Consider the following 15,605-nt stretch of genomic DNA (forward strand, 5'->3'; position numbering starts at 1 on the left):
TAGCACGCGGGTGCCCAACCTACTATCTGCAAGGCCACAGAGTATACTTATCAAACCAATTAGTAAGAGTTTCAAACAATACTTGGGCTTTCGTAAAAACGGGAGTAACTTCCTCGTTGCCAGCTGGTATACTCAGTACATGGGTGCGGCACCAACGGGCCAGCTGGCGTTTCGGGCGGCGGCACCAGCATTCGGGTACCCATCCTGGTTGTCCCCGCGGTCTGCATCTGGCATGAGCTGATCAGCCAGAACAGGTCGGCTTGACTTACGCTCCCGGTCCGCCGCAGTTCGCTCCCGCCAGGCGTCGGCTGTTGGGCTCTCCTGGTTGACTTTCGTTTCTGCTATCCTCATTCGCCATGCAGTCTGATGTATTTCCCAACGCGGACCCGCCGCAGCCGGCCGACAACTCGCGGCGCTCGTTCATGAAGCAGGCCGGCGGCGCGCTCGGCCTGGCCCTGGCCCCGCCGCTGGTCGGCCAGGCCGAACGGCTGACGGCCTACGCCAAGGTTATCGAGGGCGCTACCGACATCACCCTGCGCGTCAACGGCCAGGCCCGCCCGGTACGGGTAGAGCCGCGCGTGAGCTTGCTGGATGCTCTGCGGGAGCACTTGGACCTGACCGGCACCAAAAAAGGCTGCGACCATGGCCAGTGCGGGGCCTGCACCGTGCACGTGGATGGCCGGCGCATTCTGTCCTGCCTGACCTTGGCCGTAATGAGCCAGGGCAAGGAGATTACCACCATCGAGGGCCTGGCCCAGGGCGAGCAGCTGCACCCCATGCAGGAGGCCTTCCTCAAGCACGACGGCTTCCAGTGCGGCTACTGCACCCCCGGTCAGATTATGTCGGCCGTGGCTTGCGTGCAGGAGGGCCACGCTACCACCGACGCGCAATGCCGCGAGTGGATGAGCGGCAACCTGTGCCGCTGCGGCGCCTACCCCAACATCCTGGCCGCCGTGCGTGAAGTGGCCGGCAAAGGGTAGAAGTGAGATAGAAGAGGTGAGAAGTAAGGTGTGGGCGTCAACCAGCATCGGACTTGCGAGCCTTTCACTGCCCAGTCTCGCCTCTGCCTTCTCATCCCTCACCTCTACACACCATGAACAACTTCAGCTATACCCAAGCGGCTACGGCTAAGGAGGCCACCGGCCGGCACAAGGACACGCCGCAGGCGGCTTACATTGCCGGAGGCACTACGCTGCTGGATTTGATGAAGGCCCACCTGGAAGAGCACCCCCAGCTCATCGACATCAACCAGCTGCCCTTCCGCGGCGTTGAGCAGACCAAAGACGGGCTGCGCATCGGGGCGCTGGAAAGCATGAGCGCGGTGGGCGAGCACCCGCTGGTGGTGCAGCAGTACCCGGCCGTGTCCCAGTCCCTGCTGCTGGCGGCCTCGCCGCAGCTGCGCAACATGGCCAGCATCGGGGGCAACCTCTTGCAGCGCACCCGCTGCGGCTACTTCCGCGACCCGGCCTTTCCCTGCAACAAGCGCGTGCCCGGCTCGGGCTGCCCGGCCTTGGAAGGGGATAACCACAACCTGGCCATTCTGGGCGTAAGCGAGAGCTGCATTGCCAACTCCTACCCCGGCGACCTGTCGGTAGCCCTGGCGGCTTTTGATGCGGTGCTCACGCTGGAAAACCCGAAGGGCAAGCAGCGCCGCGTGCCGCTCACGGACTTCTACCTGCTGCCCGGCAACACCCCCCACAAAGAGACGGTACTAGAACCCGGCGAGCTGATTGTGGCCGTGACCATTCCGGCCGCGGCGCACGCCACGCGCTCCACCTACCTGAAAGTGCGTGAGCGGAGCAGCTACGCCTACGCCCTGGCTTCGGCCGCCGTGGGGCTGGACGTGCAGGGCGGCACCATCCGGACGGCCCGCGTGGCGCTGGGTGGGGTGGGCGCCCAGCCCTGGCGCAGCCGCGAAGCCGAGCATGTGCTGACCGGTGCGCCGGCCACTGAGGCTACCTTCCGCGCGGCAGCGGCGGCGGCCGTGCAGGGCGCCCGGCCACGGGAGCACAACCGCTTCAAGGTAGAGCTGGCCCAGAACACCCTAGTGCGTGCCTTACAGCAAGTGGCGTAGGGGCGCGTTGTACGCGCCCACTCTTTGGTACAGCATTCCTACTCTTTTGCACGACGCTCCTGCTTGCCCCCGGCCACGGAGCCGCTGATTTGCATTTGAATTTACTCTCGTGCCTGGTCGTGCAAGCGGCCGGGCGCGTGCAACGCGCCCCTACCATGAACACCGAACCACACTTCTTTGAAACCAACGCCGCGCCGGGTGTTGTCGGGCAGCCCCTGAACCGCGTCGATGGCTGGGCCAAGGTGACCGGTCACGCCACGTATTCGGCCGAGTACAACCAGCTGCTAGGTCTGGTGCACGCCGTGCTCAAAACCAGCGACGTGGCCAAGGGGCGCGTCCAAAGCATTGATACCCGTGCGGCCCAGCGGCAGCCGGGCGTGCTGGCCATTCTCACGCACGAGAACCTGCCTAAGCTGGCCAAAACGCCCAACACGCCCGAGAACAAAGCGGCCCTGAATGCGCCGATGGGCTTTCTGCCCATGACCTCGGACCAGATTCACTACGCCGGGCAGCCCGTGGCGGTAGTGGTGGCCGATACGCTGGAACACGCCCAGTACGCCGCTGCCCTGTTGCAAGTAAGCTACGCCCCCGAGAAGCCCGTGTCCTCGTACCAGGACCCCAAGGCGCAGCTCTACATTCCGAAGAGTATCCGCGGCTACCTGCCCGGCGTCACCAAGCGCGGCAATGCGCAGGCCGCGTACCAGAGCGCCCCGGTGCAGCTGACGGCCACCTATACCCACGCCACCACCCACCACAACCCCCTGGAGCCGGGCGCCACCACCGCCCACTGGGAAGCCCCGGACCGCCTGACGGTATATGACACCACCCAGGGCGTGTCGGAAACGCAGAAGACGCTGGCTTTGATGCTGGGCCTTGCGACCGAGCAGGTGCGGGTGGTCAATAAATATCTCGGTGGCGGCTTCGGCTGCAAGGCCTGGGTGTGGCCCCACGTGGTGCTGGCCCCGCTGGCGGCCAAGGCCGTGGGGCGGCCGGTGAAGCTGGTGCTCACCCGCCCGCAGCAGTTCACGGGCATGGGCTTCCGCGAAGAGCAGGAGCAGACGCTGCGCCTCGGCGCTACCAAGGAGGGCAAGCTGCTGGCGCTGGTGCACGAAAAGACGTCTACCACCTCACCCTGGGAAGACTACGCCGAAACCAACAGCCGCATTGTTAACATGCTCTACGCCTGCCCCGCCTTTGAGGCCACCTACCGCCTGGGCCGGGCCAACGTGATGACGCCGACCTCCACCCGCGCCCCCGGCGACATGCCCGGCTCGTTTGCCCTGGAGTGCTCCATGGACGATCTGGCCTATCAGCTTGGCCTCGACCCCCTCCAAGTGCGGCTGCTGAACTACGCCGAGAAGGACCCCACCAACGGCCACCCCTGGAGCAGCAAAAGCCTGAAGCAGTGCTACCAGCGCGGCGCCGAGCTGTTTGGCTGGAAAAACCGCAACCCCCGCAACGGCCAGACCCGCGACGGCAAGCACCTGGTGGGCGTGGGCATGGCCACGGCTTCCTACCCGGTGCACAGCTCCCAAGGCAACGCCCGCGTGCGTCTCTACGCCGACGGCCGCGCCGTGGTGCAGGCCGGGGCCACCGACCTGGGCACCGGCACCTACACCATCATCACCCAGGTAGCGGCCGACGCGCTGGGTTTGCCGCCCGAAAACGTGCGCTTCGAGCTGGGCGATACGGTGCTGCCCACCACGCAGTGGTCGGGCGGCTCCACGGCCGCGGGCCGGGTGTCGTCGTCGGTGTATCTGGCGGCGCAGGAGGTATGGCAGAAGCTCATTACAGTGGCGGTGGGGGACAAAAGGTCGCCGCTGTACAAGGCCAAGCCCGCCGACATAGTGGTGGAGAAAGGCCGCCTCCAGCTGAAAGCCAAGCCGGCCGCCGGTGAGACGTTTGGCGAGGTGATGAAGCGCGCCAACATGGGCGACGTGGAAGGCAGCGCCCTGGGCCGCTACGGCAGCGCCTACGAAGGCCAACTCTCGTCGGCCACTGCCGACATGAACAAAAAGGAGGCGCCCGTCGAGCACTCCATGCACGCCTTCGGCACTCACTTCTGCGAGGTGCACGTAGACCCTGAGCTGGGCACCGTGCGCGTGACGCGCTGGGTGAGCGTAATGGCCGCGGGCCGCATCCTCAACCCTAAAACCGCCCGCTCCCAGGTCATCGGGGGCAGCATTTTCGGCATCGGGGCGGCCCTGATGGAGCAAACCGTGCGTGACCCCCACCTGGCCCGCTACACCAACGCCAACTTGGCCGACTACCACATCCCGGTCAATGCCGACATTCCCGACATGACGGTGGAGTTCATCGACGAGCATGACCCCCACGTCAACGCCATGGGCGTGAAGGGCATCGGTGAAATTTCCATTGTGGGGGTGACGGCCGCCGTGGCCAACGCCTTCTTCCACGCCACCGGCCGGCGCCTGCGCGACCTGCCCATGACGCCAGACAAGGTGCTGAACGCCCTTCGCCAACCGGCTTAGCACCATGTCACAACCCGCCTTTCGGACAACGGCGCTAGCCATATTGCTCCTGCCTTGCGTGCCGGCGCAGTTTTGGTGGTCGACGCGCTTACGGCCCGGCCGCAAGCCACCGTCACCATTTCGGCGTTAACGGCCAAGGGCGATTTACCCCGGCTGCATCACGCGCTAGGCGACGCAACGGCCCGGATGCAGGTCTGACCGTGAACGAGGAAAAGAAGTGCTGGTGTACCACGCCGCAGCCAGCGCCGCGAAGTGTGGCTTAGGCCCTCAGATGCAAACCTTCAGCTGAGCTTCCCACACGCAACCAAGCCCGCACGACCCAGACCACCCCGAGAAGCGAAACCCGGTTGCAGTAGCCGGCCCCTGCACCGTACCCCAGTAAAACAAAAACCGCGTTTCTGAACCAGAAACGCGGTTTTCAGCAGAGAGGATGGGATTCGAACCCACGATGACCTTTTGGGCCATACACACTTTCCAGGCGTGCTCCTTCGACCACTCGGACACCTCTCTGGATGCTGGGAAGTGGAGCAAAATAACACCCGATTTTTGGGATACGCAAGTTTCCGCCGCCCGCAGTCCTGATTTCGCGGCCGCACGAGTACCCCGGAGCTGGGCGCTGGCAACGGCAGAACGATTCCCAGGCCAGTCGTTCGGGCGGGCCGGGGCGGGGCTCCGGGGTACCCCTTCGTTTATATCGGGGTGATTTCGCCGCGCAGGTCCTGGCCGAGCAGGCGGCGGGTGGTGGCTTCGTCGCGCTCCAGGCCCAGCACAAACATGAGCTTGGTGATGGCCGCTTCCACCGTGATGTCGTCGCCGCCGATGACGCCCAGCTCGGTGAGATGGGAGCTAGTTTCGTAGCGGCCCTGCACCACGCGGCCCTCCTCGCACTGGCTGACGTTGAGCAGCTGCACGCCCCGCTCGCGGGCCGCGCGCAGGCACTCCACAAACCAGGGCGCCGTGGGGGCGTTGCCCGAGCCGTAGGTTTCGAGCACGCAGCCGCGCAGGTCGTCGGCGCCGAGCTGGGCCTGCACCTGGCGCTCGGTGATGCCGGGAAACAGCTTGAGGATGGTGACCCGGTCGTCGAGGCGCTGGTGGGCGCGCAGGGGCGCGGCGGGCAGCAGGCGGATTTGCTTGTCGTTGAACTCCAGCTCGATGCCGGCCTTGGCCAGGGGCGGGTAGTTTTCGGAGCGGAAGGCGTTGTACTGTTGGCTTTCCACCTTCTTGGCCCGGTTGCCGCGGATGAGCAGCTCGTTGAAGAACACGCACACTTCGGGCACGCGCACGGTGCCGGCCCTGGGGTAGCGGGCGGCAGCCATTTCGAGGGCCGTTACGAGGTTGCGGCGGGCGTCGGTGCGGATGCGGCCCACGGGCACCTGGGCCCCGGTGAACACCACGGTTTTGCCCAGGTTTTCGAGCAGGAAGCTGAGCGCCGCCGCCGAGTAAGCCATGGTGTCGGTGCCGTGCAGCACCACGAAGCCGTCGTAGCGGGTGTAATTGTCGCGGATGAGGGCGGCCAGCCGGAGCCAGTCGGCCACGGTGATGTTGCTGGAGTCGATGGGCGGGCCCAGGTTCACCACGTGTACCTGCATGTGCAGCTGGTGCAGCTCGGGCATCTTCCGCCGAATGTGCTCGAAGTTCATGGGCACCAGCTCGCCTTGCTTGTTGTACGCCATGCCGGCCGTGCCGCCGGTGTAAATAACCAGGATAGAAGTTTCGAGCAAAGTGATGGGGTGATGGGGTGATGAGGCGAAGATAAGCAGAACGTCCTGCTGAGCTTGTCGAAGCATCTCTTCCGCTTCGTCCTCCCGATTGAGATTAGCCCGCGGGAGAGATGCTTCGACAAGCTCAGCATGACGTTCCTTCTTACCTGTCACCTGTCACTTGTTACCTGTCACCCCATCACCTTGTCCAAACAGCTCCTGGGTGGTGCGGGTGGTGGCTTCGGCTACTTCTTCCACGTCCTTGCCCAGCAGCTCGGCCACGCGGTGGGCCACCAGGGGGAGGTAGGCGGGCTCGTTGCGCTTACCGCGGTGGGGCGCGGGGGCTAGGTAGGGGCAGTCGGTTTCGAGCAGCAGGTGCTCCAGGCCCACGTGGGGCAGCACCTGGTCGAGGCCGCCGTTCTTAAAGGTAGCCACGCCCCCGATGCCCAGCTTGAAGCCCAGGCGAATTACTTCCTCGGCCTCGGCCAGGGTGCCCGAAAAGCAGTGGAACACCCCGCGCAGGGTGCCGTCCTGGGCGGCCGTTACCAGGTCGGCGGTCTGGCGGAAGGCGTTGCGGGTGTGCAGCACCACGGGCAGGCGGTGCTGCCGGGCCATAGCCAGCTGGATGCGCAGGGCTTCCTGCTGCTCGGGCAGGTGGCTTTGGTCCCAGTACAGGTCGATGCCGCACTCCCCTACTGCCGCAAACGGGCGCCGGCCCAGCCAGTCTTCCACCTCGTAAAGCTGCCGCTCGAAGTGCTTGCCCACCGAGCACGGGTGCAGGCCCATCATGGCCTGGCACTGCTGGGGGTGGCGCGCTTCGGTTTCCAGCAGGGCATCAATGCTGGTGTGGTCGATGTTGGGCATGTAAATGGTCCGGACTCCGGCCTCCAGGGCCCGCAGCAGCATGGCTTCCTGGTCGGGCTTGAACTGCTCGGAGTAGACGTGGGCGTGCGAATCGGTCAGGTGCATGGGTGCAAAGGTAGTAAGCCCCACCCCTGCGGTAACTGCCTAACCTGCCGCTGGCAGCGTTATGCTGCCGCTGGCATGACGAGGGGTTCATTGCCGGGAGGGGAGGGGGCGGGCACGGGCGCTTGGAAGGAAATGCCGGTGCCGTGGCCGGGGCGGGAGCGGATGGATAGGGTGCCGCCCAGCAGCTCGACGCGGGAGCGGATGCTGGCCAGGCCCAGGCCTTGCCGGCTCTGGGTTACGTGCTCGGGCTCGAAGCCTACGCCGTCGTCTTCCACACACACGTACACCTGGCCGTCGGCGCGGCTTACCTCCACGAATACCTCCCGGGCCTGGGCGTGCTTCATTACGTTGTTGAGCAGCTCCTGCACCATGCGGTACAAGGCTATCTGGAGCGTGGCGGGCAGGGGCTCTTGCAAGCCGTGCAGGTTCAGGTCGACGGCCAACTGGTGGGGCGGAATGCGCTTTACCAGGTCCTGTAGGGCCGCTTCCAGCCCAAAGTCTGCCAGGATGCCCGGCGTCAGCTCAAACGAAATGGTGCGCGTGGCCCGGATGGCTTCCTCGAGCAGGCGCTGGCTGGCCTGCACGGGCTCGGTTGGGGCCAGGCTGGCCATGCTCAGCTTGGTGGCGTACAGCAGCTGCCCCACGCCGTTGTGCAGGCTTTCGGCAATGCGGCGGCGCTCCTCTTCCTGGGCTTTCAGAACGGCTTCCAGCACCAGCTGCTGCTGGCGGACCTTGAGCTGGGTGGCCTCGGCCTGGAGGCGGGTTTGCTCGGTTACGTCGTGGAGCACGAGCAAGGCCCCGGCGCCCTCGGGCAGGGGCAGCGGCCGGGCATAGAGGTCGAGCCACACGCCGCCGGACCGGCTGCTGTAGTAGCCCAGGCGCGCAAAGTCCTCGCCGCCCAGAACCCGCTCCACCAGGGCTTGCAGGGCATCGGGGGCCGGCTGGCCCAGCAGCTGCGACACCTCCGGGAGGCTCAGGCCCAGCACTTGCCCGGCCGCCAGGCCCGAGAGCCGCTCGGCGGCCTGGTTCCAGGCCAGCACCCGCCCCTGGGCGTCCAGGGCAATGATGCCGTCGACGCTGTGCGCGAGCAGGCCCTGGATAAGGTCCCGCTCGTGCTGCAATTGCAGGCGCCGCTGCTCCGATTCCGTCACGTCGATGGCAAACACCACGCCCTGCTGGCGCTGCTGGTCGAAGAAGCCGTAGTTCTGGAAGTACACGGCCTGGCCCTGGTACTCGGCCGAGCCCAGGAAGTTGATTTGTTGGCCGGCCAGCAGCTGGCGGGTGGGCTCGATCAAGGTCGGAAACACGTCGAACACGCTACGGCCGACCAGCTGATTGTCCTGCACGCCCACGCGGCGCAGCCCCTGCCCTACCAGCTCCAGGTACTCGCCCTGGGGCGAGAGGCGGCCCAGCACCACGGGCATGTTGGCCACGATGTGCTCCAGCAGGCGGTTTTTGTAGCTCAGCTCCTGCTCGGCTTCGCGGCGGGCCGTGATGTCGCGCACCAAGCCCAGCAGGCGCCCGCCCCGGCGAGCTTCGTCGGTGAGCACCCGGCCGGTCATGGTTACGTGGCGCACGGCCTCGTCGGGGCCCGCCAGCACGCGGTACTCGGTTTCCAGAGCCGTCTGGCCGGGGCGCAGGTTGGTTATCAATTCCAGCAGGCGGCCCTGGTCGTCGGGATGCACCCGCGCCAGTACCTCCTCCGAAGGCACGGGGTTGTTCCGGAATGGATGGCCGAAGATGGCCTGGGCCCGCTCGTCCCAGTACAGCTGGTCGGTGGTCAGGTTCCAGTCAATCACGCCCATGGCCGAGGCTTGCAGGGCATCTCGCAGGCGCTCCTGGCTTTCGCGCACCAGGGCAGCGGCCCGCTTCGGCTCGGTGATGTCGCGCCAGGTGGCGTGCACCAGGGGCGAGTTGCTGCCGGTTTCGGGAATAACGGTGAGCAGAATGTCGGTCCAGAGCTCCTCGCCAGTGCTGCGCAGCCGTACCCACTCGAAGCGGCAGTGGCCAATGCGCAGGGCCTGCTGCCAGTAGGCTTCGGCCAACACCGCCGAGTGTTGGCCGCCGGGCTGGATTTCGGGCGAGAAAGCGGTAGCCGGCTGGCCCAGCAGCCGGCTTTTGTCGGGGAGTGCCAGCAGGTGCAGCGCGGCTTGGTTGCAGTTCGCGAAGCGGTTGTCGCGCATAAGCAGCATCCCGTCGCTGTTGGCTTCAAACAGGGTCCGGAAGCGTTGCTCGCTCAGGGCCAGGGCTTGCTGGGTGCGATGCTGCTCCGTGATGTCGAGCAGGGCCAGGTTGCACCGGGGTTCTTCCAGATGAGCCGGGTTAGGCGCCACCGTGCCTTCCAGATGGGCCACGAAGGGGGTGCCATCGTCGCGGCGCATTTCCAGCACGGTGGTCTGGCGCTGCTCAGAGGTTAGCACGGCCTGCACAAAATCAGCGAAGGCGGTGCGGTGGGTCAGGTTTACGAACAAAGCCAGCCGGCGGCCCAGCAAGTGCTGGCGCACGGTGCCCAGCAGCTGGCTGGCCCGCAGGTTGAGCTGCTCGATGGTGCCATCGGGGCGCAGGGAGCAGTAGCCCACCGGCGCAAACTCGTAGAGGTCGACGTAGCGGGCCCGCGACGTTTCGGCGTCAACCTGGGCCAGCAACAGCTCCTCGTACTGCATTTCCAGCTCAATCTGGTGTACTTGCAGCTCCTGCACCAGGCGCTGTACCTCAGCCGAGACGTCGGCTGGCAGACCTTGCGTTACTAGCTGGCGGCGCTCGGCCTGCTGGCGCAGGTCGCGCAGGGCCTCGTGGGGGTTGGCGTACGGGTGCGCCGATTCGCTAGGGTCGTTGGTTGTCATAGCGGTAGGGAAAGAAGAACGGACGGCTACCTCCGGACCTTCATCCGCGACGCAGCTGGAAAATCAAATTGATTAACAGAAATATACTACGAAGCGGGATAGAAAACCGGTAGTTTGTTCTGCTGCGCAGGTGGCGCAGTACGCCAGGGTGCGCAGCCGCAGTCGAGCCGGAGCTAAGGCCGGTCCTGCTACATCGGGCGTCGACTTGTCGAGCAAAGGTCGCCGCAGGCAAGCAGCTCACGTGCTGACGCTAGAGGCTAATCGTCCTGCTTCATCTGGCGTCCGCGCAGCCGGAGGCGAAGTCGAACCGTAGGAAGGCGTAAGCCAAGCATCTCTACCGCTTCGGTGCAGTCGTCAGAAATTACCTCCAGTAGAGATGCTTCGACAAGCAGACGCCAGATAGAGCATGACAATAGCACTACAACGAAGCGGGAGAGATGCTTGCCGGCGGCGACCTTTGATTGGGCAAGCTGGGCAGGACGATACCATGTCACTCCCAGCACGCACGCCGCGTCAACGTCGTGTCGCAGGACCAGCTAGTCACTTCCACTCACTGAGGCGGCCGCCCCGAAGGCTGTACACGTTGCGTTACGGGGCCGGAGTTTTTAGGGTTTCTATGCTTTCAATGCCCAGCAGCACCCGGCCGGTGGGGCTGCCCTCGTGCAGCACGCAGCGGCCGTAGAGCAGCAGCCGGCAGCGGCCCCGGCCCGGTAGCTTCACTTCCAGAGGCAGGTGGTCGAAACTGGTAATGGTGCAGTCGGCGTCCAGTAGGCTTTCCAGGTGGCGACGCAGGTCGCGCTGGTTCCACTCCGAGCCCAGCAGCTCAATCGGCACGCCGGCCAGGGCCTCGGTGGTGGTGCCAAGGGCGGAGGCAAAGGCGCGGTTGCTGAAATAGATGCGCAGGTGCTGGCCAAAAACTACAACAGGTTGGATCAGGGTTTCCTGCATGCTGGTGGCAAAGTAGGCGGCTTCCTGCAAGCGGTTTTCCAACTCTTTCAAGCCCGTTACGTCGGTGAAGGTGATGACGGCCCCGCTGATGTAGTTGTCGAGGGTGCGGTAGGGCAAAATGCGCATAGTGTACCACTCACCGTTGGTGGTTTGAATGGTGGTTTCCAGGCTCACCAGCCGCTCCAGCACCTGCTGCACGTCCTGCACCAGGTAATTGTAGCGCAGATTGGAGGCAAAGTGGGTGATGGGCCGGCCCAGGTCGGAGGGCACCAGCGGGATAACGCGGTCCACGCGGGGCGTAAACCGCTTCACGGTCATGTCGTTGCCGAGGAAGATGATGGCTATTTCGGTGGCGTCGAGCAAGTTCTTCATGTCGTTGACCGATTGGCTCAACTCCTCGGTTTTGGCCAGGTGCTGCATGTTTAGGGTTAGCAGCTCCTCGTTCAGGCTCTGCATTTCCTCCTTGTTGGTCATGGCCTCCTCGTTGGTGCTTTGCAGCTCCTCGTTGGCCGATTGCAGCTCCTCGTTAGTGCTTTTCAGCTCCTCCAGCGAGCTGTCCATCTCCTCGACGCTGGTTTGCAGGCGCTGCTTGGTGTACTGTAGCTCTTCGTTGAGGGCCTCTACTGCGGCGTCGCGGCTCAGTTCGGCGCTGGGCACGGCCTTGCCCAGGCGTACCTTGCGCGGGGTAGGCTGGTCTTCAAAAGCCACCAGCAGCAGGCCGGCCAGTTGCTCGGGCTCGTGCAGGGGGCGCACGCACAGGCGCAGCAATTGGTAGCCACCATCGTGGCGCACCCGCACGTTGTCCACGGTTACGTCTTCGCGGCCCTGGATGGCCCGGTGCACGGCCCCGCTGATTTCAAAGTTCAGCTCCTCGCGGACCATGTCAAACAGGTTCATGCCGCTCAGGCCGGGGGCCGGCTCCAGGTAGCGGCCCGTGCGCCCGTGCACGTACAGGATTTCGCCTTTGGGGTTGATAACCACCGCCGGCGGAGTGTACAGGTTCAGCAGCAGCTTCTGGATAAGGCTGGCGAAGGTGCCGCCGTCGCGACGGGAAGCGGAAGAAGCTGGATTCATGAACAGAGGAGTAAGGGGCGCGGCCGTCGTGGCCGGGTGGCGCGACAAGCCCGACGGGAAACTGGCCAGCCGCGGCACCGTCACGGCCGCGTCGGTACGGCGCGAAATCTTCCATTTCAGGTCCAGGGGCTGAAACAAGTTCTGGAAGCCCGTCACGTTTTCGCTGGGCCCCAGAAACAGCAGGCCACTGGGGTTGAGGGCGTAGTGAAATACGGGCAGCAGGTTTTTTTGTAGCTCAGCCGAGAGATAAATCAGCAGATTGCGGCAGCAGAGCAGGTCCAGCCGGGTAAAGGGGGCGTCCTTGTTGATGTTGTGCAGGGCAAACACCACCACGTCGCGCACTTCCTTGCGAATCTGGTACCGGCCGTCGGCTTTGTAGAAGAAGCGCCGCAGCCGCTCCGGGCTCACGTCGGCCTCAATGTTTTCGGGGTAGAGGCCGGTACGGGCCGCGTCGATGCCTTCGGCCGAAATGTCGGTGGCAAACAGCTGGAGCTTGAGGTAGCGGCCGGGGTCGGCCTCCTCCAGCAGCTCCAGTAGCACAATGGCCAGGGAGTAGGCCTCCTCGCCGGTGGAGCAGCCCGGCGCCCATACCCGGATAGTGGCGTCGGTTTCCTTGGCCAGCACCAGGGGCCGCAAGTGGTTTTTGAGGCTCTCGAAGGCCTCAGGGTCGCGAAAAAACTTGGTTACCCCAATCAGCAGCTCCTTAAACAGGTGCTCCACCTCCTGGGGGCTTTCCTGGAGGTAGCGCACGTACTGGCCGAACTCCTTGATTTGGTGGGAGTTCATGCGCCGCTCGATGCGCCGGAACACCGTGTTGCGCTTGTAGAGGCTGAAGTCGTGCCCGGTTTGGGAGCGGATGAGCAGAAAGATTTTCTGGAGGGCGTGGGCCGGCTTGGTGTCCGACTCCTCGGCCAGCTCGCGCGGGGGGCGGGCCAGCAGGGGGCGCTCCACGTACTCCAGCAGCTTGGCCGGCATCTGCTCCGGAGGCAGTACAAAGTCCACAAACTCGGTGGCCAGGGCGGCCCGCGGCATGGCGTCGAAGGCGGCCGTGGCGGGGTCCTGCACCATCACCATCCCGAAGTTCTCCATGATGAGCTTCAGGCCCGTGGCGCCGTCGGAACCCAGGCCCGAGAAGATGATGCACACGGCCCGCTCGCGGGCGTCCTTGGCCAGAGTTTGCAGAAAGAAGTCGATGGGCAGGCGGCGGCCAGGGGGCTGGGTGGGCTGGAGCAGCAGCAGCCGCCCGTGCAGCACGCTCAGGTACCGGTCGGGCGGAATGACGTAGACGTGGTTGGGGCGCAGGCGCAGCCCGTCGCGGGCCTCCACCACCGGCATGGCCGTGAAGCCCTGCAACACCTGCACCAGCTCGCCGTCCTGGGCGGGCATCAGGTGGGTGACGACGACAAAGGCCAGGCCGCATGTGGCAGTCAGGTTCTGGAAAAACCGCTCGAAAGCTTCCAGGGAGCCCGCCGAGCCGCCCAGCGCCACAATGGAAAACTTGTACGCGACATCGGGCAGCCGGTCTTCGCCGGGCGCCACCAGGGCACCAGAAACGCGGGAATTGGGTGGGTCGAGGGCAGAAAAAGGCTCCATACTTCACAAAAGGCGCAACGACTACTGAACCTACGTAAAACCGCGGATGGTGCCGCCAGGTTCAGGGCCCAAAACTATCGAATTCGGCGGCTGAGTTGTGCCGTTTATAATTCGGCACCTTGCATCCAGGGCAGTTTCGGGAGCAGCCTACCCGCCCCTTGGGTCGCGCAGTGGCGAAACGTAGCCCCGGCTGCCAAGTCTACGCACGCTGCCGCACACGGCTCACAGCCCTTCCAGGCATGGCGCAGCGACGCCCCCGAAACGCCAGGGCGCGAGCAGTAGGGGCGCGGGCGGGGTGAGGGTGTGCTTGCGCACTTAGGGGTCTTTTTCCCACCGCAGGGCCGAGTGGTGCCCGACGTCGGTGCCGTTCCACTCCCGCCACGCCGCGGCCTGCCGCAGTTCGTAGACCCGCAGCGCGCCACTGCCCCCACCCGTCAGAAGGCAAAGCTTCCATACTGAGTGGAGCGGTGGCGTGCTGTGAGCTACTGTATTCTTATTCGGTGGCTTCGCAACAGAGCCAGTCAAGCTTACGACCGTCAGAGCAAGAAACTGAAAAGCGTATTGGCAGCAGAGTAAGTTTCCATACTGCGCTACACGGCTAAACGCACACAAACTTTGTGTTGGCAGGAGCAATTCTCCGCTTATCAATCCTCCGCCGATATTAGGCAGCGTGTTCTGTTTCAAACCGCTGTTTATAGGTGGCCTGCATTTCTGAAGACCACGCCGGCTGTAACGGACTAGTAAGTTGCCGCAGCAACTGGCGTAGATACGGCCCTCGCCACCGGCCCGACACGTCAAGTTGTTCCACCGCGTCCAAGAACCGCTGCCGCTCAGGCCATTGTTCAAAGTAGTACTTATTAAGGTACCGGTAGTTGTATTCGTGCAGCGGGTCGGCGGGGTCGTCGGTAAACCAATCGGTGAATATTAAGTTGGCTGGGTTTTTATAGTTTTCTATTACTGCCTCCGTGCCGCTGATATAACACGTGTGGGCGGCTTGGCGCCGCTCTCGTTCGGCCAAACGCGCCAGGGCTGCATCGTGCAGTGGGTGGGCGTCGAAGTGTTCGGTGTGGAACACGGCATCGTTGAAGATATAGAGCGGGTCGAGTTCATTGGGCACGAAATAGCTAAAGGCGACTGTGCGGGGTGAGTCGGTTGGCTCAACGGGCTGGCCGCACAGCGGGCATAGCGTTTTTCCTTCGATGTAAATTGCCATGGTAGTGCGCGTTGTTAATAATCGGAAACGGTAATCTCTGCTCCGTTTTGGTAGAGCGTCGTTCGTTGTCCGTCGTGGTAGACGTATTATTTAGATTGACCAAGAATTTCGAGGGCCTCACGGTCGGCTACGCTCGGCGTGTTAATGGCGCCGCGCGGCACCGGCGGGTGGGTGTGCCCAAACAGCACTTTCGTGTCGGCCGGCAGTATTATGCCCTTGCTCCCTCCCGACACTAAATAGGTGACGCCATCGGTGCGCTTGATAACAGCATGCTCTACGCCTTCGCTGAAAGTTAGGTATTTGGCCTCGGACACGATGCCGGCAATGGATTCGCCTTTAGTAATAATGCGCACAACCTGAGCCGGGCGCACATCCCCAGCAGCCGGAGTACCTATGATTAATTCTCTACGTCGGGATTTCTCTATTTCACTAGGCTGAGCCCGCAGCTCCTTGCTCGGCTCCACCGCCTGCACCACTTTCGGCGTGGCCTCCGCTGGCAGGTTCCACAGGCTGGGGGCGGGCAGCAGGGGCGGGGGTGGCGTCAAGGCCCGCTTGCGCACGTGGGGGTCTTTCTCCCACCACAGGGCCGAGTGGTGCTCGACGTCGGTGCCGTTCCACTCCCGCCACGCTGCGGCCCCGCTCAGCAGGGAAGATTGCCTTATGCTGGGCGGGGACGTTGGTGGACTGCCTTATTTCTGG

The 15,605-nt window shown here is 64.3% G+C and carries 9 protein-coding genes and 1 tRNA gene; 3 read left to right on the forward strand and 7 right to left on the reverse strand.

What is annotated here, in order from left to right:
• Positions 1-356 precede the first annotated feature (356 nt).
• The 3 genes from OIS53_RS07315 (at position 357) to OIS53_RS07325 (ending at position 4,566) form a co-directional block, all read left to right on the forward strand.
• Positions 357-980, forward strand: coding sequence for a (2Fe-2S)-binding protein (locus OIS53_RS07315; protein WP_264681743.1), 624 nt, complete (start codon positions 357-359; stop codon positions 978-980).
• Between the two features lie 113 nt (positions 981-1,093).
• Positions 1,094-2,074, forward strand: a complete 981-nt coding sequence (locus OIS53_RS07320) for an FAD binding domain-containing protein (protein ID WP_264681744.1) — start codon at positions 1,094-1,096, stop codon at positions 2,072-2,074.
• A gap of 155 nt (positions 2,075-2,229) precedes the next feature.
• Complete coding sequence (locus tag OIS53_RS07325) at positions 2,230-4,566, forward strand: xanthine dehydrogenase family protein molybdopterin-binding subunit (protein ID WP_264681745.1); 2,337 nt, start codon at positions 2,230-2,232, stop codon at positions 4,564-4,566.
• Positions 4,567-4,988: 422 nt separating this feature from the next.
• Here OIS53_RS07325 and OIS53_RS07330 read toward each other — a convergent pair.
• The 7 genes from OIS53_RS07330 to OIS53_RS07360 form a co-directional block, all read right to left on the reverse strand.
• Positions 4,989-5,076, reverse strand: a tRNA-Ser gene (locus OIS53_RS07330).
• Positions 5,077-5,255: 179 nt separating this feature from the next.
• Complete coding sequence (locus tag OIS53_RS07335) at positions 5,256-6,287, reverse strand: asparaginase (RefSeq protein ID WP_264681746.1); 1,032 nt, start codon at positions 6,285-6,287, stop codon at positions 5,256-5,258.
• A 156-nt stretch (positions 6,288-6,443) separates the two neighbouring features.
• Entirely contained in the window at positions 6,444-7,235 is a 792-nt protein-coding gene (locus tag OIS53_RS07340) for a TatD family hydrolase (protein WP_264681747.1), read from the reverse strand.
• 59 nt (positions 7,236-7,294) lie between these two features.
• Positions 7,295-10,078, reverse strand: a complete 2,784-nt coding sequence (locus OIS53_RS07345; RefSeq protein WP_264681748.1) for a PAS domain S-box protein — start codon at positions 10,076-10,078, stop codon at positions 7,295-7,297.
• Between the two features lie 588 nt (positions 10,079-10,666).
• Complete coding sequence (locus OIS53_RS07350) at positions 10,667-13,693, reverse strand: CheR family methyltransferase (RefSeq protein ID WP_264681749.1); 3,027 nt, start codon at positions 13,691-13,693, stop codon at positions 10,667-10,669.
• Between the two features lie 661 nt (positions 13,694-14,354).
• Positions 14,355-14,906, reverse strand: a complete 552-nt coding sequence (locus OIS53_RS07355) for a hypothetical protein (RefSeq protein WP_264681750.1) — start codon at positions 14,904-14,906, stop codon at positions 14,355-14,357.
• An 86-nt stretch (positions 14,907-14,992) separates the two neighbouring features.
• Positions 14,993-15,451, reverse strand: coding sequence for a hypothetical protein (locus OIS53_RS07360; RefSeq protein ID WP_264681751.1), 459 nt, complete (start codon positions 15,449-15,451; stop codon positions 14,993-14,995).
• Positions 15,452-15,605 lie beyond the last annotated feature (154 nt).

This window comes from Hymenobacter sp. YIM 151500-1 (assembly GCF_025979885.1).
In the GTDB taxonomy this organism is placed as follows: Bacteria; Bacteroidota; Bacteroidia; order Cytophagales; family Hymenobacteraceae; genus Hymenobacter.